The following is a 24751-nucleotide window of genomic DNA, read 5'->3' as shown; positions in this document are numbered from 1 at the left end:
TCTCCGAACAACGAGCAGGAGCGGGCTCAGCGATGCTTGGATCAACACACGGCACCCTCACCTCCGGCCTCCGCGCCCGCGTCGTCGCCTGCGGGGACGAAGCCCGGTCCGCCGCCGTCCACGGCACCACCGCCGCAGCGACCAGGGCCCCGGGAGCCCCGGGCGCGGCAACGGCAGACGCGGCGGCCGCCGGAGCCGGAGCACCGGCCGACGGATCCGCCGACCTCGACGTCAGCGGGCGCCCGCTGAGCTCCCCCGTCCCCGACCTGGACCGGTTCTTCCGGCCGGAGTCCGTCGCCGTCGTCGGCGCGTCCGACACCGAGGGCCGGCCCAACACCGGGATCACGCGACAGCTCATCGCGTGGGCCGAGCGTGTGGGCGCCCGCCTGCACCCCGTGCACCCGAGCCGCGAGTCCGTCTTCGGGCTGCCCTGTGCGCCCACCCTCGCCGACCTGCCCGAACAGGTCGACCTCGCCGTGCTCCTCGTCAAGGACCCCCTTCCACTGATTGATCAACTGGCCGACTGCAAGGTCAGGTTCGCGGTGGCCTTCGCCTCCGGGTTCGCCGAGACCGGGGAGGAGGGTGCCGCCGCCCAGGCCCGTCTCGCGGCGGCCGTCGCGAGCACCGATTCAGGGCTGCGGCTCCTCGGCCCGAACACCAACCTCAATGCCTTCGAGGAGTTCCGCGACGACCTCGACGGTCCGGCGATTGCCCTCATCACTCAGTCCGGTCATCAAGGCCGGCCCGTCTTCTCCCTCCAGCAGATCGGTGTGCGGCTCTCGCACTGGGCGCCGACGGGCAACGAGGCGGACCTCGAAACCGCCGACTTCATCTCGTACTTCTCGCAGCAGCCCGAGGTCGGGGCGATCGCCGCGTACATCGAGGGCCTGAAGGACGGCCGCTCCTTCCTCCTCGCCGCCGACCGCGCCGCCCGCAACGGCGTGCCCGTCGTCGCCGTCAAGGTCGGGCGGACCGAGACCGGGGCCCGTACCGCCGCGTCCCACACCGGGAAGCTGACCGGCGCGGACGACGTGGCGGACGCGGCGATGCGGCAGTTCGGCGTGATCCGGGTCGACGGACTCGACGAACTCCAGGACACCGCCGCCCTGTTGGCCCGCGCGCGCAAGCCGAAGGCGGACGGCGTCGCCGTGTATTCGATCTCGGGCGGCACGGGCGCGCACTTCGCGGACCTGGCGACGGCGGCGGGGCTGCACCTTCCGACACTGAACGCCGCCAAGCAGGCGGAGCTGCACGACTGGATACCGGAGTACCTGAACGTCGCCAACCCGATCGACAACGGCGGCCATCCCGTCGGCGACTGGCGCGGCCGGAAGATCATCGACGCGATCCTCGCCGACCCGGCGGTCGGGGTGCTGATCTGCCCGATCACGGGGCCGTTCCCACCCATGAGCGACAAGCTCGCCCAGGACCTGGCGGATGCCGCGGAGGCGACGGACAAGCTGGTGTGCGTGGTGTGGGGGTCGCCGGTGGGGACCGAGGCCGCGTACCGCGAGACTCTGCTCGGGTCGTCGCGGCTGGCCACCTTCCGTACCTTCGGCAACTGCATCACCGCCGTACGCGCCTACCTGGAGCACCACCGGTTCGCGGCCGCCTACCGCTCGCCGTTCGACGAGGCGCCGCGCACGCCTTCTCCCTCGTTCCGCAAGGCGCAGGCACTGATGCGTCCGGGCGAGCAGCTCAGCGAGCACTCGGCGAAGCAGCTGCTGCGGGCGTACGGCATTCGCGTACCGCGCGAGCAGCTGGTGACCAGTGCGGCGGCGTCCGTGCGGTCCGCCGCCCAGGTCGGCTACCCCGTCGTCATGAAGGCGTCCGGCCCGCAGCTCGCCCACAAGACCGAACTCGGCCTGGTGAAGGTCGGATTGACGTCCGCCAGTCAGGTCAGGGACGCCTATCGGGAGCTGACCGACATCGCCGCGTACGAGGACATTCCGCTGGACGGCGTCCTGGTCTGCCAGATGGTCGCGCGGGGCGTGGAGATGGTCGTGGGCGCCGGCCATGACGCGCTCTTCGGCCCGACGGTCACGGTCGGCCTCGGTGGCGTACTGGTCGAGATCCTCGGCGACGCCGCCGTACGCGTCCCGCCGTTCGGCGAGAGCGACGCCCGCGCGATGCTCGCGGAACTGCGCGGCCACCCCCTCCTGGAGGGCGTCCGGGGGGCGCCCCCGGCAGACGTCGACGCCCTCGTGGAGGTCATCCTCCGGGTCCAGCGCATGGCGCTCGAACTGGGCGACGTCCTCTCCGAGCTGGACATCAACCCCCTGATGGTCCTCCCGCGCGGCCAGGGCGCGGTGGCGCTGGACGCGCTGGCCGTCTGCCGCTGACTCCCTGCGCCCTTTCCACCCTCCGCGTTCCCAGCGCTCCCCGCGTTCCCTGCGCCCCCACATCAACCGGAGCCGTACACCCATGACTTCCTCCCCCGAAGCCTCGACGAACCCGTCACCCTCCGTGGATTCATTGATACTCCACGCCACTGACAACGGCGTCTCGTGGATCACCCTCAACCGCCCCGAAGCCATGAACGCCGTCACCTGGGACCAGCGGGAACGCATCATTTCCCTGCTGGCGGACGCGTCCGCGGACCCCGGCGTCCGGGCCGTCGTGATCACCGCCACGGGCAAGGGCTTCTGCGCGGGAGCCGACCTCCGCAGCGGCGCCCCGAAAGTCCCAAGCACCGGAACCGGCCCTACCCCTGCCCCCGCCCGCGACCGCGTCCCCGGTGACGTCGCCCGTACGATCCGGCTCGGCGCGCAACGCCTGATCACCGCGGTCCTCGACTGCGAGAAGCCGGTGATCGCCGCCGTGAACGGCACGGCGGCCGGGCTCGGCGCCCATCTCGCCCTCGCCTGCGACCTGGTCATCGCCGCCGAACAGGCTTCATTCATCGAGGTGTTCGTACGGCGGGGGCTCGTGCCGGACGGGGGCGGCGCCTACCTCCTGCCCCGGCTGATCGGCCCGCAGCGAGCGAAGGAGCTGATGTTCTTCGGCGACGCACTGCCGGCTGCGGAGGCGGAGCGACTGGGTCTGGTCAACCGCGTGGTCCCCCTCTCCGAGCTGGAGAAGACGACCCGTGCCTGGGCCGAGCGCCTCGCCACCGGCCCCACCCGCGCCCTCGCCCTCACCAAGCAGCTCGTCAACGCCTCACTGGACTCCGACCGCAGCACAGCCCTGTCGGCGGAGGCCGCCGCGCAGGAGATCAACATGACGACGGCCGACGCCAACGAGGGCGTCGCGAGCTTCGTCGAACGCCGCACGCCTCGCTACCGGGGCCTGTAGGCCGCCCGCCCACGCACCTGCGCGCCCTTCCCTCCCCGCCCCTTCCTATCTGACGATCCGTCAGCTTCAATGAGGAATGTGATGGGACACGCAGGGATGGCGGCCACCGCAGTCCGATACCTCAGGTCCGTCGGCGCCGCCACGGTCGCCGAGCCGCAGGCAGTGGAAGCACTGCCCCGCCCGGATCTCCGGGCCGTCGGCGCGGACGAACGGCTTCCGCTCGATCCGGCCGAATTCCGGCGCGTGCTCGGGAACTTCGCGAGCGGCGTCACCGTTATTACTTCACCGGGCAGTACTTCACCGCGCGCCACAGGGCCGGGGCCTGGACCGGAAGCCGAACCACCCGCCGGGTTCGCCTGCCAGTCCTTCGCGTCCCTGTCGCTCGACCCGCCGCTCGTCGTCTTCATGGTGGCGCGTACGTCGACGACCTGGCCCCGTATCGCCAGGGCCGGAGTCTTCTGCGTCAACATCCTGGGCGCCCACCAGGGTGAGCTGTGCCGCGGCTTCGCCCGCAGCGGCACGGACAAGTTCGCGGGCGTGGAGTACGACGCGGCGCCGGTGACGGGTTCGCCGCGCCTGGCCGGCGTACCGGCCTGGATCGACTGCACGATCCAGACCGTGCACACCGGCGGCGACCACCTGATCGTCGTCGGCCGCGTGGAAGCCCTGAACGCCACCGCCCAGGACACCCCGGAGAGCCGCCCCCTGCTCTTCCACCGCGGAACGTTCGGCGGCTTCAGCGGCTAACGGGGTCGGGCGGCGGGCGGCGGGCGGCGGGCGGCGGGCGGCGGCTAGCAGAGTCGGCGGAGCAGGGCCGCTACCACTGCGCCTCGGCTGACGTCTTCGCCCCGCCGAACACGACGACGTGGCCCCGGTCGCCGTACTTCTTGCGGCGCCAGTCGGCGAACGCCTTGGCCTGGGCGTCGCACTTCTCCTTCCACGGGCCGCAGCTGGAGGCGATGCGGGCCTCCATGACGTCGCTGTGCTCCGGCTTGCGGATCTTGATCATGCTGATGCCTTCGAGGACGGCTTCGTCCGTCGGGGACGGCGTCGACTTCAGGTACGCGGTGAACGCGCCCTTCATGCCGTACCAGCGGTTGGCCCCGACGGTCGGCACGCCGTCGATCCTGGGCGGCGAGGTCTGCTGGCTCTTCCAGTACTCCGGCCCCCAGCACTCGCTCGGGCCTTCCGGAAGCCCGTCGTCGGCGGCGCCCGGGTCGGAGGTGAGGTCCTCACCCGTACCGCCGACATCGTCCGAGGTCAGGTCCTCACCCGTACCCCCGACGTCCTCGGAGGTCAGGTCCTCACCCGTACCGCCGACATCGTCCGAGGTCAGGTCCTCGCCGGTGCCGCCCACGTCCTCCGAGGTCAGGTCCTCACCCGTACCCCCGACGTCGTCCGAGGTCAGGTCCTCACCCGTACCCCCGACGTCGTCCGAGGTCAGGTCCTCACCCGTACCCCCGACGTCGTCCGAGGTCAGGTCCTCCCCCGCGCCTCCCCCGCTGGTCGCCGGGTTCGGCGTGCTGCCGTCCGGGCAGACGATGCCCGGCGACGAGGCCGTGCCCGCGCTGTTCGCCTTTTCCGTGCCGCAGGCCGTCAGTGCGGTGCCGCACAGCGCGAGGACCGCCGCGGCCCCCGCCGCGCGCCTCGCTGTCCGTATATGAGCATTCATCCTGATTCCCCCCTGTTTCCCCTGGTCAGAGGGACTATCCTGCCATCTTGTCCTTCAGGGCGGGCTGCCTGCGGATAATCAGGGCCATCAGCGCCGCCACCGCGCACAGCGCCCCCGACGCGTACCAGACCACGTCGTACGACCCGAAGAGGTCGCGCGCCACTCCGCCGAGGAAGGCGACCAGACCCGCGCCCACCTGGTGCGAGGCCAGGACCCAGCCGAAGACGATCGCGCTGTCCTCGCCGAAGTACTCGCGGCACAGGGCAATGGTCGGCGGGACGGTGGCCACCCAGTCCAGGCCGTAGAAGACGATGAAGAAGATCATCGGCGGGTGGACGGTGGGGGCGAGGAGCATGGGGAGGAAGAGGAGCGAGATGCCGCGCAGGGCGTAGTAGACCGCGAGGAGCCGGCGCGCTTCGAAGCGGTCGGTGAACCAGCCCGAGGCGACCGTGCCGATGATGTCGAAGATGCCGATGACCGCGAGCAGTCCCGCCGCTGCCGGGACCGGCATTCCGTGGTCGTGCGAGGCGGGGATGAAGTGGGTCTTGACCAGGCCGTTCGTCGAGGCGCCGCAGATCGCGAACGTACCGGCGAGCAGCCAGAAGGGGCCGGTGCGGGCCGCCTTGAAGAGAACCGTGATCGCGCGCCTGGCCGCGCCCATCACCGGTGCGGGCTTCGGTACGAACTCCTCTGCGCCGTACGGGGCCAGGCCCACGTCCGCCGGGTGGTCGCGCAGCAGCAGCCAGACGAAGGGGACGACCGCGAGCGCGGCGAGCGCGACAGTGATCGATGCGGGCTCCCAGCCGTGCTTGTCCACCAGCCAGGCCAGGAGCGGGAGGAAGATCAGCTGGCCGGACGCGCCCGCGGCGGTGAGGAGGCCGGTGACCAGTCCTCGGCGGGCCACGAACCACCGGTTCGTCACTGTCGCTGCGAAGGCCAGCGCCATCGAGCCGCTACCCAGCCCCACCAACACACCCCAGAACAGGACCAGTTGCCAGGCCGACGTCATCACGACGGTGAGCCCGGAGCCGACGGCTATCACCGTCAGCGCGACCGCGACGACCTTCCGGATGCCGAACCGGTCCATCAGTGCGGCGGCGAAGGGCGCCGTCAGTCCGTACAGCGCGAGGTTGATCGACACCGCGAAGCCGATGGTGCCGCGCGACCAGCCGAACTCGTCGTTCAGCGGATCGATGAGCAGTCCGGGGAGCGACGAGAAGGCGGCGGCTCCGATGATCGTCACGAAGGTGACGGCCGCGACGAACCACGCACGGTGGATGCGGATACGGGAGGACTTCACGGGCGGAACCGGAAGCGGTGAGGCCGGAAGCGGCGAGGCCGGAACCGGCGGCGTGTCCGTGACCTGCACGGGCTGCGTGTCCGTGACCTGCACGGGCGGGGTTGTCTGCGTCACGTCCCCCAGCATCCGGGCGCCGATCATTCCGAACGAGTGGCCCGAAGGACAGCATTCGATACGATCGGGCCATGAGCAGCTCACGAGCAACGCCGCCGCCTGCGACTCCGACCGCGCTCCCACCCGCACCCGCACTCCCACCCACGCCCCCGCCCGTACAAGCCACAACCCCCCACCGCATAGCCGTCCTCGCCCTCCCCAAGGTCATCCCCTTCGAACTCGGCATCCCGCACCGCATCTTCGGCCGCGCGTACTCCGCCGACGGTGCGCCCCTCTACGAGGTCACCACCTTCGGCACCGAGCCCGGCCAACTCATTGACACCCAGGCGGACTTCAAGCTGGTCGTCGAGCACGGTCCGGAGGTCCTCGCCACCACCGACACGCTGATCATCCCGGCCGCGTACGAACCCGCGTCCCTCTACGAGGACGGCCGCCTGCCGGACGAGATCGCCGAGATCTTCCGCCACATCCGCCCCGGCACCCGCATGGCCTCCATCTGCACCGGCGGTTTCGTGCTCGCGGCGGCCGGCCACCTCGACGGACGCCGCGCCACCACTCACTGGTTCTGGGCGGAGCGCTTCCAGCAGCTCTTCCCGTCCGTCCGTGTCGACCCCGAAGTGCTGTACGTCGACGACGGCGACGTGCTCACCTCGGCGGGAGTCGCGGCGGGCATCGACCTGTGCGTACACATGGTGCGCCGAGACTTCGGTGCAGCGGTCGCCAATGACGTGGCGAGGCGCAGCGTCGTACCGCCGCACCGGGACGGCGGCCAGTCGCAGTACATCCAACGGCCGGTCCCCGAGCCCCAGTTGGCGACCACGACTGCCGCCCGCGCATGGGCACTGGGCCACCTCCACGAGCCGATCCAGCTCCGTGACATGGCCGAGCAGGAGTCGATGTCGGTACGGAGCTTCACGCGCCGGTTCCGCGAGGAGGTCGGGATCAGTCCGGGTCAGTGGCTGACCCAGCAGCGGGTAGAACGCGCCCGCCACCTCCTCGAATCCAGCGACCTGTCCATCGACCAGGTCGCCCACGAGGCGGGTTTCGGCACGGCGCAGTCGATGCGCCAGCACCTACAGGCCGCACTCGGCGTCCCGCCCACGGTCTACCGCCGCACCTTCCGTACGAACCTCTCCGACACCGGATCCTTCGGCCCCCACCCTGACTCCCGCGCCACCTGACTTCCGCCGCCGCTCCCCCACCGCCGCGACCGCCGTAAGTACGAGACACAGCCCCGCGCCCGCGAGGATCGCAGTGGACGGGGCCGCAACACTCTGAACCGCCCCCGCCAGCACGGCACTTGACGCATACCCCGCACCCACAGCCGCGTACATCATCGAGTACCCGGCAGCGAAGGCGCTCGGGGGCAGGGCGTTCCGCAGGGACAGGCTGCGCGCGATCTGAACGCACGACTGAAGCAGCCCGGCGAGCACCAGCCCCGCCCCGATCCACCCGAGCACCGGCACCACCGCGCTCGCCCCCACCATCAGCGCGACCACGGCCAGCAGCACCAGGGACTGCCGCTCGGGGCTCCCCGGCCAGGTCCTCAGCCCGTACGTGTACGCCCCGATCGCCGCGGCCAGCGAATAGGCGGCCAGCAGCGGACCCGCCCACCCGATCGCCACGCCCCGCTGTTCCAACAGGGCGGGCAGCACCAGTTCCGCGAGCGCCAGCAGCGAGAGGCCCGCGGCCCCTGTCACGTACAGCGGCCACGCGGAGGCCAGCGTCCGCGCCATCGACACCCCGTGACGATCCGACTCGTCGGCCGGCCACCCGGCGGGCAGCCCCCACAGCCCGGCGACTGTCACAGCCATCAGTACAGCGGCGAGGAACATCGGTACGACCGGGTCGATGCCGAGCGCCAGCCAGGTGGCGAGCGCGGGCGAGGCCGCCCACACGCCATAGCTCAAAATCGCGTCCGCGCTGAACGCCTGTGCCACCGCGGCCTCTTCCACCAGCGAGGTCAGCAGCGCCCGCAGCCCACCGGGCACCGCCCCGGGCGCGGCGCCGGCCACTGCGGCCAACACGCCGAGCACCACCGGATGCGCCTGCGCGCACACCCCGAGCCCGGCGAAGGCGAGCGCCCCCACCCCCAGCCCCACGGCAAGCGCGGGCCGCGCCCGCCGAGCCTTCAGCCGGGGCCCGAGCACGGAGGCCCCGACCACCTCACCGATCACGTACACCGCAGCGAGCGCGGCACCCACGCTGTACCCACCGGGCCGCTCCCGCACCAACAGCACCACGGCAAGCGGCGCCATGGCCACCGGAAGCCGGGCGGCGACGGTGACGGCGGCGAGGGTGAGGAGGGGCCGGGTGGCCAGGGTGCGATAGCTCATGGGCCGAGGCTAGGACGCGGGGTCGGATCCCCCCAGGCCTTTTCTGCCGGGGCCGGAGCCGGGGCCGTCATGCCGGTTACCGGTTACCGGTTACCGGTTACCGGGTTGGGCGGACTTGACCGGCCCACAAATACAGGTGCGGCCGGCCGCTCCGATGGTGTGGGATGCGGGGCATGACGATCGTTCTGAACGAGCCCGGCATCGACGGGTTGACCGGGGCCGTGGCTGCCCTCCGCGTATGGCAGGACGACCGCACGCCGCTGCAACTCCATCCGGGAGACCTCGGCTGGGCCTGGGCGTTGGGCGCGGAGAGGCTGGCCGCGGCCGTCCGCACCTGGAGCGTGGACGGTCGGATCGTCGCCGTCGGATACCTGGATGACCCTGATGTGCTGCGCCTGACGACCGCGCCGGACCTGCGACAGGACGGTGAGCTGGCGCGCCGGCTGCTGGCGGACCTCAATGATCCGGAGCGCGGGGTCCTGCCGCCCGGGAAGGTCGGCCTCGAAATCCCCAACGGCGCCCTGCTCCGTGAGGTCCTCTTGGAGGCGGGCTGGAACGCCGACGAGCCGTGGACACCGCTGCGCCGCGACCTCGCCGAGCCGGTGAAGGACTCCGGCCTGCGGATCGAAGTAGCCGGGCCGGAGACGGCGGGGGTGCGGACCGCGGTGCACCGCTCGGCGTTCGGCAGCCCGGCGTTCACCGAGGAGATCTGGCACGTCCTGGCGGCCGGGCCGGTCTACGCCGACGCCCGCTGCCTGATCGGCTACGACGGCCAGGACAACGCGGTGGCCGCGGCGACGGTCTGGTCTGCCGGGCCCGGCAAGCCCGGCCTGCTGGAGCCGGTGGGCGTGCACGCCGACCATCGCGGTCGCGGCTACGGGACGGCGATCAGCGTCGCCGCTGCGGCGGCGCTGCGTGAACTGGGTGCATCAAGCGCACTCGTCAGCACCCCGACCTCGAACGCTGCCGCCGTCGCCACCTACAGGGCGGCTGGATACGAGCCGTCGCCCGAACGGCTGGACGTCAGCCGAGCCGCCTGAAAATGATCAGGTGGCGGGTTCCGGCGCGACTGTTCCACCGCCCGCTCAGAACGTCAGGACCCCCCTCGCCACCCTCCCGTGGTGCGCGTCGTCCGCCGCCTTCGCGAAGTCTTCGATCGGGTACGTCTCCGTGACCAGCTCGTCGAGGAGCAGCCGGCCCTGCCGGTACAGCTCCGCGTACAGCGGGATGTCGAGCTGTGGGCGCGAGGAGCCGTATCGGCAGCCGAGGATCGACTTGTCCAGGAACATCGCGGCGGGCAGGAAGGTCGCCTCGTCGGTCGGTGCCGTCATGCCGAGGAGGATCGCCTGGCCGTGCCGGTCGAGGAGGTCAATTGCCTTTCGGATGAGTGCAGTTCGGCCTACGCATTCGAATACGTGGTCCGCGCCGGTGGGCAGTACGTCGCGCACCTCGTCGGCCGAGGCGAGGAAGTGGGTGGCGCCGAAACGGCGGGCCGCCTCCTCCTTGGCCGGGTTCGTGTCGACCGCGACGATGACGGATGCGCCCGCGATCCGGGCGCCCTGGATGACGTTGAGGCCGATGCCGCCTGTGCCGATGACGACGACCTTCTCGCCGAGGGCGACGCGGGCCCGGTTGAGGACGGCGCCGACGCCCGTGACCACGCCACAGCCCATCAGGGCGGCGGAGGTGAGGGGGATGTCTTTGGGGATCTTGATCGCCTGGACCGCTTTCACCAACGTGCGTTCAGCGAAAGCGGAGTTGGAGGCGAATTGGTAGAGGGGGGATCCGTTACGGGAGAAGGGCCGGCCCGGCATTCCGATGGCCTTGCGGCACATGGTGGGGCGGCCCCGGTCGCACTCGGCGCACGTGCCGCAGCCTGCGAGCGTGGACAGGGCTACGTGGTCGCCGGGGGCTACGTGGGCGACGCCGGGGCCGATGGCCTCCACGATGCCCGCGCCTTCGTGGCCGAGTACCACCGGGACGGGGAACGGGATGGTTCCGTCCATGACCGACAGGTCGCTGTGGCAGAGGCCGGCGGCGGTGATGGCTACGAGGACTTCGCCGGGGGCTGGGTCGCGTATTTCCAGGTCGTGGACTATCTCGACCTGTTTGCCGTCGAAAACGACACCTCGCATGGTGAGCTCCTTGTCTCGGGGTGGTGGTCGCGGGCGTGTGCGGTCGTGAGGGGGCGTGCTCCGCGTGGGGGCCGCCCCCTTGCCCACCCGTCCCGCCCCCGGGGGGCGGCCCCGCTGCCCAAGAAGGCTAGGGAGGTTAGGAGGCTAGCGGGCTGAGGGGCAGGCAGTTAGGGGCGCGGGGAACTGCGCGATCAGCCACGACGCACCCGCACGAAGACCACTCGCCCCAAGGCACTCGCCCCCAAAGCACGGGGCCCAAAGCACGCGGCCCAAAGCACGGGCCCGGCCAAGGGTGCTCAGGGCTCGCCCCTCCCCGCGTTCGGCCTGGTTCCCCTCGTCGCCGCCTCCCGCATCGCTTCCAATTGCGCCAGCATCGGCATCGGGTCCGTTCCCACCGTTCCGGGGAGGAAGTCCGCGAGGGACTCCGGGGTCCAGGAGCCCGACTCCGCGTAGGCCGCGCGGAGTTCCCTCGGCTGGGCCCAGACCGCGATCTTCGGGCCGGCGACCGTGTACACCTGGCCGGTAATGCCTTCCGAACGTGCGCGCTCCGAGAGGAGGTAGACGACGAGGGCCGCCACGTCCTGCGGCTCGCCGATCTCCTTCAGCTCCATGGGGACGTTGGCGGACATCCGGGTACGGGCCACCGGCGCGACCGCGTTCGCCGTCACCCCGTACTTGTGCAGGCCGAGCGCCGCGCTCCGGACGAGCGAGATGATGCCGCCCTTGGCCGCGCTGTAGTTCGCCTGGGCGACACTGCCCTGGTGGTTGCCGCTGGTGAAGCCGATCAGCGTGCCGGAGCCCTGCTTGCGCATCACCGCCGACGCCGCCCGGAAGAGCGTGAACGTGCCCTTCAGGTGGGTGGCGATCACCGGGTCCCACTCCGCCTCGGACATGTTGAAGAGCATCCGTTCGCGGAGGATTCCGGCGACGCAGACGACCCCGTCGATGCGGCCGAAGTTCGCCAGGGCCACGTCGACGACCCGCTGGCCGCCCTCCATCGTCGAGATGTCGTCGGCCACCGCGAGCGCCTCACCGCCCGCCGCCTCGATCTCCTTGACCACGGCTGCCGCGACCTCGCTGGTCGGTTCCGCGCCCTCCATCGAGACGCCGTAGTCGTTGACGACCACCCGCGCACCCTGCGCCGCGCACGCCAGCGCGACCGCCCTGCCGATGCCGCGCCCCGCTCCGGTCACCGCTATGACCTTGCCGGTCAAGAAGTTGCCCATCACCACGCCTTCCCAAGGTTTCTGACGGTCCGTTAGATTCTAGAACCCGTACGACGCTCCGGCACAAGACCCAGGAGGCTCCGCAATGTCGCTGCCCGCCGAGTTCCACGACATCGCCAAGCGCGTGAACAACTGGGGGCGTTGGGGAGCCGACGACGAGATCGGCACGCTCAACCTCATCACCGACGACGTCGTACGGGCCGCCGCGCAGAGTGTCCGCACCGGGCACCGCATCCCCCTCGCACTGCCGCTCCAGCAGGACGGCGTGCAGAGCGGCATGATCCCGGGGAGGGTCAATCCGCTGCACTCGATGGTGCAGATCAACCAGGAGCTCTTCGGCCCCGGCACCGTCGCCACCAGCGACGACGCCGTGACGATGGGCCTCCAGGCCGGCACCCACTGGGACGCCCTGACCCATGCCTCGCACTCGGGGAAGATCTACAACGGCCGGCCCGCCGGCACCATCACCCCGCACACCCGTGCCGCCTTCGCCGGCATCGACAAGGCCCGGCACGTCGTCTCGCGCGGAGTGCTGCTGGACGTGGCCCGCGCCCACGGCGTCGACCGGCTGCCGGGCGATCACGCCGTAACGCCCGAAGACCTGGAAGCCGCCGAGGAGTTGGCGGGTACGAAGGTCGCCGCCGGGGACGTCGTACTCGTCAGGACCGGGCAGATCCAGGTGTACCTGGGCGGCGACAAGCACGGGTACGGCTATCCGTCGCCGGGGCTCTCGATCCGCACCCCCGAGTGGTTCCACGCCCGGGACGTCGCCGCCGTCGCGAACGACACCCTCACCTTCGAGATCTTCCCGCCCGAGATCGAGAACCTGTGGCTGCCGGTGCACGCCCTCGACCTCGTCGAGATGGGCATGCTGCAGGGGCAGAACTGGAATCTGGAAGAGTTGTCCACAGCCTGTGCACAGGATCGGCGGTACGCGTTCCTGCTGTCCGCGATGCCCGAGCCGTTCGTCGGCGGCACGGGAACGCCCGTCGCCCCGGTCGCGATCCTCTAGCCCCGGTCGCGATCCTCTAGGCGTACGTACGGAACACACCACACGGACCGCCGTACGGCAGGCGGCCGACGCCATGTGCGCCGGCCGCCGCCCCGTTCCGACCCGTACTCGCCGAGGTGGGCCTGCACCCCTCGGCGTCCCCTCGCGACGAATCGCTCGTTCCAAGGGTGAGAAGGCCTCCGGCGGCCGTCAACACCACCCCGGCACGATGACTGCTATGCGAGATTAGTGACGGCGCACGACGGCTCGTACAGCCCCGATTGAGGGCGTTCCGCGAGCGCCCCCTGCGGGGCCCTGGCCGCGCGGTCCACCTCGCACCAGATCCGCTTGCCCGCGCCCTCGGCCTGCCAGCCCCACCGGTCGGCGAGCCCGTCCACCAGCTCCAGGCCGCGCCCGTTGGTGTCGTCGCCCTCCGCGTGCCGGGGCCTGGGCGGGCACGCGCTGACGTCCGCGACCTCGACCCGGACCGTGCCGCCCATGCACACGGCGCCCACGGCCGGTCCCGAAGCGGAACCGGAATCGGGCCCCGCGTCCGCGGTCCCGTCCCCGGGGAAGAGCATCCGCAGCACGGCCGGACAGCCCGTGTGCACGACCGCATTGGTCACCAGCTCCGAAATGAGCAGGACCAGTGTCTCGGCAACCGGCTCGTCGGCCTCTATGCCGCATCCGACCAGCCTGGACCGCGCCCATCTACGGGCCCGCCCCACCTCTGCGGGGTCGGCCCCGACCTCCAACTGCACCTGAAGCACCTGCACCGCTCACACCATCCGAACCGGCGGACACAACGCCTCGCGTCTCCACAGGGTCACGGAACGTGATTCCCTTGTGGGACAGCATGGTTGACGCATCGTCACCGCAACAAGCGCTTCAGGCATATTCCAGCGCGAAGGAGTACGCATCCTGCATACTGTGCGACGCACGCTGCGGAGAGTCGAACGTGAGCGCTTGTGGCGCCTCCGCCCGACGCGAGCGGGGGTTACCGACGGACGCGTCATCCGGCCCGGAGCCGCCATACAGACCGCACCAGGAATACCGCGCTCCACCACCACTCGCATCTGTCGGAGAGTACCGGAGCGAAGGCCCGACTCCGGCCCGTGACGAGTCCTGCAAAGGACACAACCCGATATCGACACAGGGTGACGTCTTCTGCCTGAAGAGTCGCTCATCCCGCCGAATTCCCGGTCGGCCTCGTGCCCATTTCCGGCATCCACCCCTATCACCCCTGATCAGCGGGCGTCGGCCAGCAGGTCGGCCGCCAACTCTTCCTCCGTCTGGGCCTTCGTCGGCCCCCGCCAGGACCGCACCCATGCTCGCTTCAGGTGCAGATGTACGTCGGCCTCCCAGGTGAAGCCCATGCCTCCGCAGACCTGAAGACAGTCGCGCGCGTTGCGCACGGCCGCCTCGTCGGCAAGCAGTTTCGCCCCGGCGATCTCGGCCCGCGCACCGGTGACCGCTGCCGCGTACACGGCGGTACGCGCCATCTCGGCGCGCACCAGCATCTGCGCGCACAGGTGCTTGATCGCCTGGAAACCACCGACGGGCTGCCCGAACTGCTCGCGCTCGCACGCGTGTTGGACGGCCATGTCGACCGTTCGGGCCGCACTTCCCGCCTGCTCGGCGGCCGTGAGCAGGACTGCTTCCGGGGGGTACGTGCGCGGGGCCGGGCCTCGCATCCGGTGCAGCGGGGTGAGCGGATCCACCGAACGGACCGGCTCGGCCGTGCCCAGGGCCGTACCCAGAGCCGTGCCCAGAGCCGCGTCCCGCGCCGCGGGCGCCTGGCCCCGTACGACATCGGATTCCGCCAAGTGGGCTATCAGCGCGCCGTATTGGGCGGTGACGACCGTCTCGCCCCCGGCGGCGCCCTTCACCTCTCCGGCCGCGAGGTGTGTGTCCACCAGTGGGCCGGGCAGCAGGACCCGGCCCGCTTCCTCGAAGAGCAGGACGGCCTCCGGCAGGCCGAGGCCGACGCCGCCCTCCGACTCGGGCAGGCGCAGCGCGAAGAAGCCCGCCTCCCCGAGGTCGCGCCACAGTGTGCGGTCGAGCCCGCCGCCCCGTTCGACCGCCGCCCGCAGGGCCTCCCGGTCGAAGCGCCGCGCGAGCAGCTCTCGTACACCTGCTTGCAACGCCCGCTGATCGTCGGTCAGTTGGAAGTCCACGGGCTTCCCTCACCGGCCTTTCGGGAGGCCGAGGATGCGCTCGGCGACGATGTTCTGCTGGATCTGGGAGGTGCCGGCGGCGATCGTGTAGGAGAGGGAGGAGAGGCGGTCGAGGGTCCATTCGTGGTCCAGGTCGAGCGCGCCCGCCGCCCCCAGCACCTCGGCTGCCGTGTCGTACAGCTCCTGGCGGGCCTGCGAGTAGCGGAGCTTGAAGACGGAGCTGCCGGTGCCGGGGACCCCGCCGGTGCGCTGGGCCTCGGAGACGTTCCACTGGGTGAGCCGCCACAGGACCGCGAACTCGGCGTACAGACGGCCGAGTTGACGCCGCAGGGCCGGGTCGTCCCACCCTCCGTTGGCGCGCGCCTTGCGGGCAATCCGGGCAATCGTACGGCGGCAGGCGACGACCTCGCCGACGAAGGCGGTGCCGCGTTCGAAGGAGAGCGTGACCATGGTGACGCGCCAGCCGTCGTTCTCCGCGCCGACCCGGTTGGCGACCGGGATCCGCACCTCGTCGAGGAACATCTCGGCGAATTCGGTGGACCCGGCGAGCGTGCGCAGCGGCCGTACGGTCACGCCCGGCGCGTCCATCGGCATGGCGAGCCAGCTGATGCCCTTGTGCTTGGGGGTCTCGGGTGTGACGGGAGTGGTGCGGACGAGGAGTTCGCACCAGTCGGCGACCTCGGCGTGCGAGGTCCAGATCTTGGAGCCGCTGACGACGTACTCGTCCCCCTCGCGCACCGCTCTCGTACGCAGCGAGGCCAGGTCGGAGCCGGCGTCGGGCTCGCTGAAGCCCTGGCACCAGACCTCGTCGCCGCGCAGGATCGGGGGCAGCCAGCGGGCCTGTTGTTCGACAGTCCCCTCGGCGGCGATGGTGGGGCCCGCGTGCAGCAGACCCACGAAGTTCGCGCCGACGTACGGGGCGCCCGCGCGCTCGGTCTCCTCCAGGAAGATGAGGTGCTGGGTGGGGGTGGCCTCGCGCGGGAGGTCCGCGTACCCGGCGTCGTACAGCATCCGCTGCCAGGCGGTGTCGTACGTGCGCCTGCCGGGCCAGTCGAGGGGGTCGGGCCTCTCCGGCAGCCCGGGGAGGACGCGGGCCAGCCACCCCCTCAGCTCGGCCCGGAACTCCTCCTCCTGGGGCGTGTATGTGAGGTCCATCAGAGGGCGGGCCGGTCGAGGGCGACCGCGTGATCGTCGACGCCGATGGTGCGAGGAAGTTCGATCTGGCCCATCCGGTGTTCCTCCCGCTGAATCTGATGACCCGTCAGAATTGAGGCTAGCCCGCGCACCTCTGGACCGACAAGGCGTAGCGCTCTACGCTCACGGCTAGTTCTGACTGTCCGTCAGTTACGGGGGAATCCAAGTGACTCACGCCAAGCAGATCGCTCGCTCGCTGGGCGAATCCCGCACCCTCTGGGAGCTGGTGGACCGCCGCGCCGACCTCACCCCGGGCCTTCCGGTCCTGCTCCAGGAGGGCCGCACCCTCACCTTCGGCGAGCTGCGGACGCGCTCCGAGCGCGTGGCGGCCGGGCTGTACGAGCTGGGCGTACGGGCCGGGTGCGTGGTCGCCTGGCAGCTGCCCACCCGTATCGAGACGGTGCTCCTCTCGCTGGCGCTGGCCCGGCTCGGCGCCGTGCAGACACCAGTGATCCCCTTCTACCGAGACCGCGAAGTCGGCTTCGCGCTGCGGGAGTCGAAGGCGGACTACTTCGCGGTGCCGGGCGAGTGGCGCGGCTTTGACCACACCGCGATGGCCCACCGCCTCGCACTGGAGCTGCCGCGTCCCGTCCTCGTACTCCACGCGTGCGAGGATCTGCCGGACGGCGACCCGGCGCTGCTGCCGCCGGCCCCCACCGACGGCACGTCCGTGCGGTGGATCTACTGGACGTCGGGCACGACCTCCGACCCGCGCGGGGTGCTGCACACCGACCGCTCACTGATCGCGGGCGGCTCGTGCCTGGCGCACGCGCTGGAGCTTTCCGCTGACGACATCGGCTCGGTGGCCTTCCCGTACGCACACATCGGCGGGCTCGACTATCTGGTGATGCTGCTGCTGTACGGCTTCCCCGCGGTCCTCTTCGAGCACTTCGCGCTGCCCGCGGCTTTGGCCGAATATCGACGGTACGGAGTGACGGTGGCGGGCGGCTCGACGGCGTTCTACGCGATGTTCCTGGCCGAGCAGCGCAAGGAACCGGACGTACCGGTACTGCCGACACTGCGGCTGCTCGCGGGCGGCGGCGCGCCGAAACCGCCGGAGATCTACCACTCGGTGGTGCGCGAGCTGGGCTGTCAGCTCACGCACGGGTACGGGATGACGGAGGTGCCCATGATCACGATGGGGGCGCCGGGCGACACCCCGGAGAACCTCGCGACGACCGAGGGACGCCCGCCAAAAGGCATGTCGGTACGGATCACCGACCCGGAGGGCAAGCCGGTGCCGGCCGGGGTGGACGGGGAGATACGGCTGCGCGGGGAGGCGGTCTGCCAGGGGTACCTGGGGGCTGCTCCGGACGTCGCCCCAGGAACCGCTCCGGCTGGGGGAACCCCCTTTGACCAGGACGGATATCTCGTCACCGGCGACCTGGGGCACCTCACCGCGTCCGGGCACCTGGTGCTGACCGGGCGGCTCAAGGACGTGATCATCCGCAAGGGCGAGAACATTTCGGCCAAGGAGATCGAGGACCTGCTGCACCAGCACCCGGCGGTCGCCGACGCGGCGGTGATCGGGCTGCCCGACGAGGTGCGCGGCGAGCGGGTGTGCGCGGTGCTCGAACTGCGCGTGGGCGCGGGCCCGTTGACCCGGGACGGGGTCGTCTCGTACCTGCGCGGGGAGGGTCTCGCCACGCACAAGCTGCCGGAACAGGTCGAGGTGGTGGACGCGCTGCCGCGCAACGAGGCGCTGCGCAAGGTGCTCAAGTACAGGTTGAGGGAGCGGTTCGGCGCGTGAGCGGCTCAGCCGGCCGATGCGCGGGCGAACCGCTCCTCGGGGTGGGTGTGCGAGTGCCGATATGCGGTGCGGGCTACTGCGGGTCCGGGCCGTCCACCGTGTAGTACATGGCGAACGCCGACAGGGTCTCGGACTCGGTGATGATGCCGTCGCCGTCCGCGTCCAGCGCCGTCGCCACCTGCTCGGCGACCTCGGGCTCCGCGCCCAGGACGCGGAGCAGCCTGGTGGCGGCCCGGACGGTGACGCCGCCTCCCACCCCGTCCGAGGCGGCCGCGATCTCGATCGCCGCGTGCAGGAAGGGGCGGGCGATCTCGGCGAACCGCTTCGGGTTGTCCCGCAGCCGCTTCACCGCTCCCGTCACGAACTCGTCCCGGCTGACCCGTTGGTCGCCGTCCACGTCCGCGATGCCCGCCATGCCCTGCCAGAACGCCTCGGCGCCGCTGTAGAGGGCCTGCCCCTTGTCGCAGCGTGCGGTGGTGTTGAACTCGGCAAGGATGGCGGCCGCCGCGGCACTGAAGTCCTCGCGGTCGATGTAGCCGTTGCCGTCCTGGTCGAAGGAGGCAAAACGTGCCGCTGTCTTGCGCTCGTACTCTGCGCTGTCCATGCAGGGGAGCGTACGTCCTGGATGTGGAGACGATGCTGGTTATGCAGCGGAATCATCCGCCGGAGGGGCAGTTGAACATCAGGCCGACAGCGACTGCGCCGTGTCGTCCACCGCTGTGTCCACGTCCGGGAACACCTCAAAGAGGCGGCGGACGCCGAGGGCGGCCAGCACCCGGTTCACGTGCGAGCCGTCGACCGCACCCTGCGCGGGCAGGATGAGCCGCAGACTGCCCTGGCAGGAGCGCATCAGGCGGCGGGCCGCGATCAGCACTCCGACTCCGCTGGAATCACAGAAGAGCACGTCGGAGAGGTCGAGCACGACCCGGTGGCGGCCGTCGGCGACGGCGTTGTGCACGTGGTGGCGCACAGCCGGTGAGGTCACCAGGTCCAGTTCGCCGGAGATGTGCAGCACGGCCCAGGCGCCGTGCTCTGCCTCTGTCACCTTCAGCGTCACGAGTCGGACCTTTCAGCTAACCGGAAGTAGCCCTTCCTCCTCGCGGCTTCCCTGGCCGCCACTCCATGAAACACCGCCTGCCTGTGCGAGGCGCACGCAGGAGGTACGTAATGACCGGATCACTACCATCCCGGACCGCGCCGGGGGCGCACTTGTCCGGAAGGGGCGTGCGCTGTCCGCTCCTCGCACTACATTCGAAAGAGCAGGGAAACGGGCGGGGAAACGGGCGGGGTTTCCGGCTGGGGCTCGGGTCGGGATATTCGGGTTGGGGGCGACAGGCATGCCGAAGGACGCACCACCGCGCTGGGACCGCAGGATGCAGCAGCGGCTCGCACGGGGCGAGGCGGCGGCGCTCGGCGAGCTGTACGACCGGTTCGCGTCCCTGGTGCACAGCCTGGCGCACCGGGTGCTCGACGACGAGGACGCCGCCGACCAGATAACCCGCGACGTCTTCGGGCACGTCTGGGAGAACCCGCACACGTACGACCCGAAGGAAGGCTCCATGCGGGCCTGGATCGCCCGGCTCACCAACCGGCGTGCCGTGCACCGGCTGCGCCAGGCCGAGGCGGCGGCCCTCGCGGACGGCGAGGGCACGGCGGAGGAGCTGGAGCTGAAGGTGCACCGGGCGGCGGCGGTGGCCCGCGCCGACTACATCGTCACGGCGATGCCCGCCCCGCTGCGCGAGGCCCTGGAGCTGGCGTACTTCGAGCGGCACGACTACCGCCAGACCGCCAGCAGGCTCGGCGTCACGGAGGACGAGGCCCGCCGCAGGCTGCGGCTCGGCCTGCAGCTGCTGTCGACGGCCAACACCGTCCGGAGCGTGGACTCCCAGGAGTACGGGGGCGCGCGGTGAGCCCCGGCGCCGACGACGCGAACGTTTCCGCCGAGAACGGCGAGGACCCCGTCCGTCGCGAAGGACCCTCCCACCGCACCCTCAAGTCCCTGCTCGGCGCCTGGGCCCTGGCGGCCTGCTCCGCCGAGGAGACCACCGCCGTCGAGGACCACCTCACCGAGTGCGCGCCCTGTGCCGACGAGGCGCTGCGGCTGCGCGACGCCGTGGGGCTGCTCCAGGCGGAGCGCGGGCTCGACCTCGACCCGATGCTCCGCTCCCGGGTCCTGGACACCTGCCTGGGCCGCCGCCCGGCCCGTATCCCCGTTCCGGCCTGGGCCCAGCCGTACGACACGGAGACGGCCAGGCTGGACGCCCTGCTGGCCGACATCGGGCCGGGCGAGTGGCACGCGCCCGTGCAGCTGCGCTGGTTCGAGGAGGACGAGCCCGTGCGGCGCAAGGCGACCGTCGCGGCGGTCATCGGGCACCTCATGACCGTCGACGGCCTGGTCGCCGCCGCCCTCGGTCTTGACGACCCGGTCGCGCTCGGCGGCGGCGACCCCACCGGCCGCACCGAGGCGTACTGGCTGGGCTCCCACCAGCCGCCCACCCGGGCCGTGCGCACCCCGTGGCGCGAGCAGAGCCACACCCTCATCCGTACGGTGTCCTTCGCGGGCGGCGGTGCGGCCGAACTCGACGTTCCCTACGGGGCGTTCGACCTCCCCCTCAAAGATGCGCTCCTGGAGCGGGCCTTCGAGTGCTGGGTGCACGCCGACGACATCGCGCAGGCGGTGGACTACCCGTACGAACCGCCGTCCGGCGCCCATCTGCACCAGCTGATCGGCCTGGCCACCCGGCTGCTGCCCGGCACCCTGGCCGCCCGCCGGCGCGCCGGGCTCGCCCCGCCCATGCGGGGACTCGTCGCGGCGGGCTCCCCCGGGCGCACGCTCCATCTTGAGGTGGAGGGCCCCGGCGGCGGCGACTGGTGGATCGCCCTGGATTCCCCCGCCGTCGCGTCGCCCGACCGCAAGGTGGCGCACATCGCGATGGACGGCGTGGAGTTCTGCCAGCTGGCCGCCGGGCACGTATCGCCTCAAGAGGCGGCGGCGGGCCAGCTCGGCGACAAGGCGGCGGTACGGGACGTGCTGTTCGCGGCGGCGTCGCTGTCGCGGCTGTGACGCCGCAGCCGTTGCGTGGTGCCGTACCGCCGCCTCTTTGAGGCAGCGGGGCTCAGATTTGAGGCGGCGGGGCTGAGATTTGAGGCGGCGGGGCTCAGGCGAAGACGACCGTGCGGTGCCCGTTCAGCAGCACCCGGTGCTCGCTGTGCCACTTCACCGCGCGGGCGAGCGCCTGGCACTCCACGTCGCGGCCGATGGCGACGAGCTGTTCGGGGGTGACCTCGTGGCCGACCCGCTCGACCTCCTGCTCGATGATCGGGCCCTCGTCGAGGTCCGCCGTCACGTAGTGGGCGGTCGCGCCGATCAGCTTCACACCGCGCGCGTGCGCCTGGTGGTAGGGCTTGGCGCCCTTGAAGCTCGGCAGGAAGGAGTGGTGGATGTTGATGATCCGGCCGCTGAGCTGCTTGCACAGGTGGTCGGAGAGCACCTGCATGTAGCGGGCGAGAACGACCAGCTCGACACCCTCGGCCTCGACGAGGTCGAGCACCTGCTGCTCGGCCTGCACCTTGGTGTCCTTCGTCACGGGGATGTGGTGGAAGGGGATGTCGTACGAGCCGACCAGCTCGCGGAAGTCCGGGTGGTTGGAGACGACGGCGGCGATCTCCACCGGCAGGGCGCCGATCCGCGAGCGGAACAGCAGGTCGTTCAGGCAGTGCCCGAACTTGCTGACCATCAGCACGATCCGCATCCGGTCCTCGGCCCGGTGGATCTGCCAGTCCATCCGGAACGCGTCCCCGATGGCCGCGAAGCTGGCCCGCAGCTTGTCCACCGACACCGGAGCCTCGGCGGAGAAGGCGACCCGCATGAAGAACAGGCCCGTGTCGTGGTCCCCGAACTGCCTGCTGTCCTCGATGTTGCAACCGGTCATGAAGAGATAGCTGGACACGGCGTGCACGATGCCCTGCTTGTCCGGGCAGGACAGGGTCAGGATGTAACTGTCGGTCGAGGATTCGGGCTGCGCAGCAGGCTGGGGGACGCTCATGACCTCAGAGGATGGCACATCGCATCGGGGTCATGCGGACCTGGTCAGGATGCGGATGACCTCAAGAGAGCGCGGCGGTACGTCCGGATCGTCCCCGTCGCTGTCCGACATCCGTACGTGCGCCTCGCGGGCCGCGCGTACGGCCTCGGGCCAGCCGTGGTGCGCCATGTACGCCGACACGGGGGCGTCCGCGCCGACCTCGTGCATGATCCGCAGGACCCGGAGCACGGCGACGTCCACGAGGGCCGCCTCGCCCGAGTCCCGGAATATGGTCCCGACGTACTTCTCGGCGGACCAGTTGTCGAGCCAGGTGTCCTCGACCAGGCGGTACACGGCATCGGTGATGTCCCCGTACCCGTCGAGGCCGGCCAGCCAGCACTCCTGGTGGAAGGCGGGGTCGGAGAGCATGTGCAGCGCGGATCGCACCTGAGTGCGCCAGCGCCACCACGGCATGTCATTCAGCGGCATGCCGCCCATGGTGGTGGAGCGACGGCCGCGACGGGAAGGGTTCGCTGAAGCTTGCACGGTTGCCGATCGTACGGGCATCCGATTCGAGTACGGACAAGCCCCCACGTTCCGCCCACCCGCCACGCGGTGTGCCCGCTCGACCACTTACAGGTCGGTCGCCTGGTGCGTGGTGAGCGAGTACTTCCCGGCGATCGCGTTCCAGGAGCCCGCGGCCCGCTTCTTGGCCTGCGACGCCTTGCCGCTCTCGCGGTCGCCCAGGCGCCGCTCGCCGGTCGCCTTCGCCTTCCCCTTCGCGCAGAACTTGCCCTTGTCGCCCGCGACCTTGTCCGCCCAGTCCGCATAGTGGTCGTCAGCGGCGGCGGAGGCCTGCCAGGCGGCGTTGAGGTTCTTGGTGAGCTCGGCGTGGTCGGGCAGCTTGTCGACCTTGAGGGCCTCCAGACGGGTCACCATCCCGCGCCGCTGGGTGGCGGCGGCACGCAGGTCGGTGGCGGCCTTGCCGAGATTGCCGCAGCTGCCGATGGACGCCACTGCGTTGACGACGGCCGAGCGGCTGTTGTTGCTGTCTGCGAGGAGCTTGTCGAGCGCCTCCGCCTGCGCCTTCGCCGGGTCGGCGGCCTTGTCTGCGGGCTTGTCGGCGGGGACGTCGGCGGCGGTGGTCGTCGCGTCCTTGGCCGCCTTGCTCTTGTCGTCGTCGCCGCCGAAGTTCATCAGCGCGCCGATGCCCAGGCCGATCACGGAGCAGCCGACCACCACGGCCGCGATGAGCGGCACCGGGGAGATCTTGCGCCGCCCGGAGCCGGCCGGGCTGTCGGGGCCCTGCCCAGGCTGCGGGAACTGCCCCTGCTGCGGGAACTGTCCCGGCTGCTGGAACTGCTGGTAGCGGGCCTCCTCCTGCTCGGCCTCCTGCTGCCGGGGCGGCAGGAAGCGCGGCATCTGCTGCGTGGAGGACGGCGCGGCGGGGTCCTCCGCGGCCTGCGGCGGCTGCGCACGGAAGAGGCTGTCGAACTCGGCGGGCGGCTGCCGCTCACCGGGCTCCCCCGACGGCAGGGGGGCTTCGGGACGGGGCGCGTACGCGGCTCCGGCGGGCACCGGCGGCAGGTACTGGGTGGCGTCGGCGTCCGACCCTGCGGGCGGCTGGAGCGCCTGCTGACCGAGGAACTGCGTGCCGTCCACCGGGGAGGGGGCACCGGGCTGCTGCGCGGCGAGGTGGTGCGCAGCGGGATTCTCGGGCGGGAGCGCGCCGGGGCTCTGCGGGACGGGCGGTATGAGCTGGGTGGCGTCGGCGGCACCGGCGGGCGCCTGGGGGGCACCCCAGGCGGGCTGCGGCATCTGCTGCTGTTGCGGCGGCATCTGTTGCGGCGGCTGCGGCTGCGGTATCTGCTGCTGCGGCATCTGTTGCGGCACCTGCTGCTGATGCGGCGGCGACATCTGCTGTTGCGGCGGCGACATCTCCTGTTGCGGCGGCGGCGACATCTGCTGCGGCGACTGCGGCATCTGTTGCGGCATCTGCGGCGGCGGCGCGAGATGGAAGCTGCCGGTCTGCGACATGGCCGCCTGCTGCTGCGGCGGCATCTGCTGCGGCTGCCCCATCTGCTGCTGCATCTGCTGTTGCGGCATCTGCTGTTGCTGCTGCGACGGATCCATCTGCTGCTGTACGGGCGGCTGTTGCACCTCCGGCCCCCACGGCTGGTCCCAGCTCTGGCCCTGCGGCGGCGGCACCGCCTGGCCGGGCATCGGTGCTGCGGGCCACTGCTGCTGCGCGGGCTGCGCCGGGGGCAGCACTACGCCCTCGTGTGCGGGGCGCACAGCGGGATGCTGCGGCTCATCACCCTGTTCGCTCTGCGTCAACGGAGGGCTCCTGCCATCGGGATCTGGGGCCTCGCCACAAGAGCGAGGGACGGAAACACCGGCTCACGCTACCGGGTGAATCCGTCCCACTGTCACGCACCCGCGATCCCTACGGGCCCGGCACCCACCCGTCACCGACCGCTGTAACGGATAGACCGGAGTTGACGCTGTATACGCCGCCGCGTTGACGCGCCCGAACT

22 protein-coding genes are annotated in these 24751 nt (G+C 71.2%); 9 read left to right on the top strand and 13 right to left on the bottom strand.

Annotated elements, in window-relative coordinates; genetic code table 11:
* Nucleotides 1–32 precede the first annotated feature (32 nt).
* The 3 genes from AB0D18_RS30700 (at nucleotide 33) to AB0D18_RS30690 (ending at nucleotide 4041) form a co-directional block, all read left to right on the top strand.
* Complete coding sequence (locus tag AB0D18_RS30700; RefSeq protein WP_362425728.1) at nucleotides 33–2342, top strand: acetate--CoA ligase family protein; 2310 nt, start codon at nucleotides 33–35, stop codon at nucleotides 2340–2342.
* An 82-nt stretch (nucleotides 2343–2424) separates the two neighbouring features.
* Nucleotides 2425–3294, top strand: coding sequence for an enoyl-CoA hydratase-related protein (locus AB0D18_RS30695; RefSeq protein WP_362425726.1), 870 nt, complete (start codon nucleotides 2425–2427; stop codon nucleotides 3292–3294).
* Nucleotides 3295–3390: 96 nt separating this feature from the next.
* On the top strand, nucleotides 3391–4041 hold the full coding sequence (locus AB0D18_RS30690) for a flavin reductase family protein (RefSeq protein WP_362425884.1): 651 nt from the start codon (nucleotides 3391–3393) through the stop codon (nucleotides 4039–4041).
* A 70-nt stretch (nucleotides 4042–4111) separates the two neighbouring features.
* Here AB0D18_RS30690 and AB0D18_RS30685 read toward each other — a convergent pair whose 3' ends face one another.
* Both AB0D18_RS30685 and AB0D18_RS30680 read right to left on the bottom strand, forming a co-directional pair.
* Nucleotides 4112–4966, bottom strand: a complete 855-nt coding sequence (locus AB0D18_RS30685; protein WP_362425723.1) for a hypothetical protein — start codon at nucleotides 4964–4966, stop codon at nucleotides 4112–4114.
* A gap of 34 nt (nucleotides 4967–5000) precedes the next feature.
* On the bottom strand, nucleotides 5001–6392 hold the full coding sequence (locus tag AB0D18_RS30680; RefSeq protein ID WP_362425881.1) for an MFS transporter: 1392 nt from the start codon (nucleotides 6390–6392) through the stop codon (nucleotides 5001–5003).
* Between the two features lie 59 nt (nucleotides 6393–6451).
* Here AB0D18_RS30680 and AB0D18_RS30675 point away from each other — a divergent pair, with 59 nt between their 5' ends.
* On the top strand, nucleotides 6452–7561 hold the full coding sequence (locus AB0D18_RS30675; protein ID WP_362425720.1) for a helix-turn-helix domain-containing protein: 1110 nt from the start codon (nucleotides 6452–6454) through the stop codon (nucleotides 7559–7561).
* Here the strand turns inward: AB0D18_RS30675 and AB0D18_RS30670 are convergent.
* Nucleotides 7454–8716, bottom strand: coding sequence for an MFS transporter (locus tag AB0D18_RS30670; RefSeq protein WP_362425717.1), 1263 nt, complete (start codon nucleotides 8714–8716; stop codon nucleotides 7454–7456). The two genes, AB0D18_RS30675 and AB0D18_RS30670, sit on opposite strands and share 108 nt — an antisense overlap.
* Before the next feature lie 173 nt (nucleotides 8717–8889).
* On the opposite strand from AB0D18_RS30670, the gene AB0D18_RS30665 reads away from it, so the two are divergent.
* Nucleotides 8890–9756 carry a GNAT family N-acetyltransferase gene (locus tag AB0D18_RS30665; protein ID WP_362425714.1) on the top strand — a complete coding sequence of 289 codons (867 nt, stop codon included), beginning with the start codon at nucleotides 8890–8892 and terminating at the stop codon, nucleotides 9754–9756.
* Between the two features lie 45 nt (nucleotides 9757–9801).
* On the opposite strand, the gene AB0D18_RS30660 is transcribed toward AB0D18_RS30665, so the two are convergent.
* Both AB0D18_RS30660 and AB0D18_RS30655 read right to left on the bottom strand, forming a co-directional pair.
* Nucleotides 9802–10851, bottom strand: a complete 1050-nt coding sequence (locus AB0D18_RS30660) for a Zn-dependent alcohol dehydrogenase (RefSeq protein WP_362425711.1) — start codon at nucleotides 10849–10851, stop codon at nucleotides 9802–9804.
* Nucleotides 10852–11147: 296 nt separating this feature from the next.
* Nucleotides 11148–12077 carry an SDR family oxidoreductase gene (locus AB0D18_RS30655; RefSeq protein ID WP_362425708.1) on the bottom strand — a complete coding sequence of 310 codons (930 nt, stop codon included), beginning with the start codon at nucleotides 12075–12077 and terminating at the stop codon, nucleotides 11148–11150.
* Nucleotides 12078–12162: 85 nt separating this feature from the next.
* Between AB0D18_RS30655 and AB0D18_RS30650 the strand changes: the two genes are divergently transcribed.
* Nucleotides 12163–13089, top strand: coding sequence for a cyclase family protein (locus tag AB0D18_RS30650; RefSeq protein WP_362425705.1), 927 nt, complete (start codon nucleotides 12163–12165; stop codon nucleotides 13087–13089).
* A gap of 215 nt (nucleotides 13090–13304) precedes the next feature.
* Here the strand turns inward: AB0D18_RS30650 and AB0D18_RS30645 are convergent, their stop codons facing one another.
* The 3 genes from AB0D18_RS30645 to AB0D18_RS30635 all read right to left on the bottom strand — a co-directional run bounded on the left by AB0D18_RS30645 (nucleotide 13305) and on the right by AB0D18_RS30635 (nucleotide 16400).
* Nucleotides 13305–13844 carry an ATP-binding protein gene (locus AB0D18_RS30645; protein WP_362425702.1) on the bottom strand — a complete coding sequence of 180 codons (540 nt, stop codon included), beginning with the start codon at nucleotides 13842–13844 and terminating at the stop codon, nucleotides 13305–13307.
* Nucleotides 13845–14315: 471 nt separating this feature from the next.
* On the bottom strand, nucleotides 14316–15245 hold the full coding sequence (locus AB0D18_RS30640) for an acyl-CoA dehydrogenase family protein (protein WP_362425699.1): 930 nt from the start codon (nucleotides 15243–15245) through the stop codon (nucleotides 14316–14318).
* Between the two features lie 9 nt (nucleotides 15246–15254).
* Complete coding sequence (locus AB0D18_RS30635) at nucleotides 15255–16400, bottom strand: acyl-CoA dehydrogenase family protein (RefSeq protein WP_362425697.1); 1146 nt, start codon at nucleotides 16398–16400, stop codon at nucleotides 15255–15257.
* A gap of 205 nt (nucleotides 16401–16605) precedes the next feature.
* Between AB0D18_RS30635 and AB0D18_RS30630 the strand changes: the two genes are divergently transcribed.
* Nucleotides 16606–18189, top strand: a complete 1584-nt coding sequence (locus AB0D18_RS30630) for an AMP-binding protein (RefSeq protein WP_362425694.1) — start codon at nucleotides 16606–16608, stop codon at nucleotides 18187–18189.
* A gap of 73 nt (nucleotides 18190–18262) precedes the next feature.
* Here AB0D18_RS30630 and AB0D18_RS30625 read toward each other — a convergent pair whose 3' ends face one another.
* Entirely contained in the window at nucleotides 18263–18793 is a 531-nt protein-coding gene (locus AB0D18_RS30625) for an EF-hand domain-containing protein (RefSeq protein ID WP_362425691.1), read from the bottom strand.
* A gap of 78 nt (nucleotides 18794–18871) precedes the next feature.
* On the bottom strand, nucleotides 18872–19246 hold the full coding sequence (locus AB0D18_RS30620; protein ID WP_362425689.1) for an STAS domain-containing protein: 375 nt from the start codon (nucleotides 19244–19246) through the stop codon (nucleotides 18872–18874).
* A 280-nt stretch (nucleotides 19247–19526) separates the two neighbouring features.
* Between AB0D18_RS30620 and AB0D18_RS30615 the strand changes: the two genes are divergently transcribed.
* Nucleotides 19527–20099, top strand: coding sequence for a sigma-70 family RNA polymerase sigma factor (locus AB0D18_RS30615; RefSeq protein WP_362425686.1), 573 nt, complete (start codon nucleotides 19527–19529; stop codon nucleotides 20097–20099).
* Nucleotides 20096–21253, top strand: coding sequence for a zf-HC2 domain-containing protein (locus AB0D18_RS30610; RefSeq protein ID WP_362425683.1), 1158 nt, complete (start codon nucleotides 20096–20098; stop codon nucleotides 21251–21253). Before AB0D18_RS30615 ends, AB0D18_RS30610 begins: the two co-directional genes overlap by 4 nt.
* Nucleotides 21254–21347: 94 nt before the next feature.
* Here AB0D18_RS30610 and purU read toward each other — a convergent pair whose 3' ends face one another.
* From purU to AB0D18_RS30595, 3 genes are all read right to left on the bottom strand, one after another.
* Nucleotides 21348–22235, bottom strand: coding sequence for a formyltetrahydrofolate deformylase (gene purU, locus AB0D18_RS30605; RefSeq protein WP_362425680.1), 888 nt, complete (start codon nucleotides 22233–22235; stop codon nucleotides 21348–21350).
* A gap of 30 nt (nucleotides 22236–22265) precedes the next feature.
* Nucleotides 22266–22712 (bottom strand): hypothetical protein, encoded by a 447-nt coding sequence (locus AB0D18_RS30600; protein ID WP_362425878.1) that lies wholly within the window; start codon nucleotides 22710–22712, stop codon nucleotides 22266–22268.
* Between the two features lie 135 nt (nucleotides 22713–22847).
* Entirely contained in the window at nucleotides 22848–24509 is a 1662-nt protein-coding gene (locus AB0D18_RS30595) for a hypothetical protein (RefSeq protein ID WP_362425677.1), read from the bottom strand.
* Nucleotides 24510–24751: the final 242 nt, after the last annotated feature.

The organism is Streptomyces sp. NPDC048442, from assembly GCF_040651475.1.
Classification (GTDB): domain Bacteria; phylum Actinomycetota; class Actinomycetes; order Streptomycetales; family Streptomycetaceae; genus Streptomyces.
The sequence above is the reverse complement of the archived record's forward strand: the minus strand, read 5'-3'. Positions and strand labels throughout refer to the sequence as shown.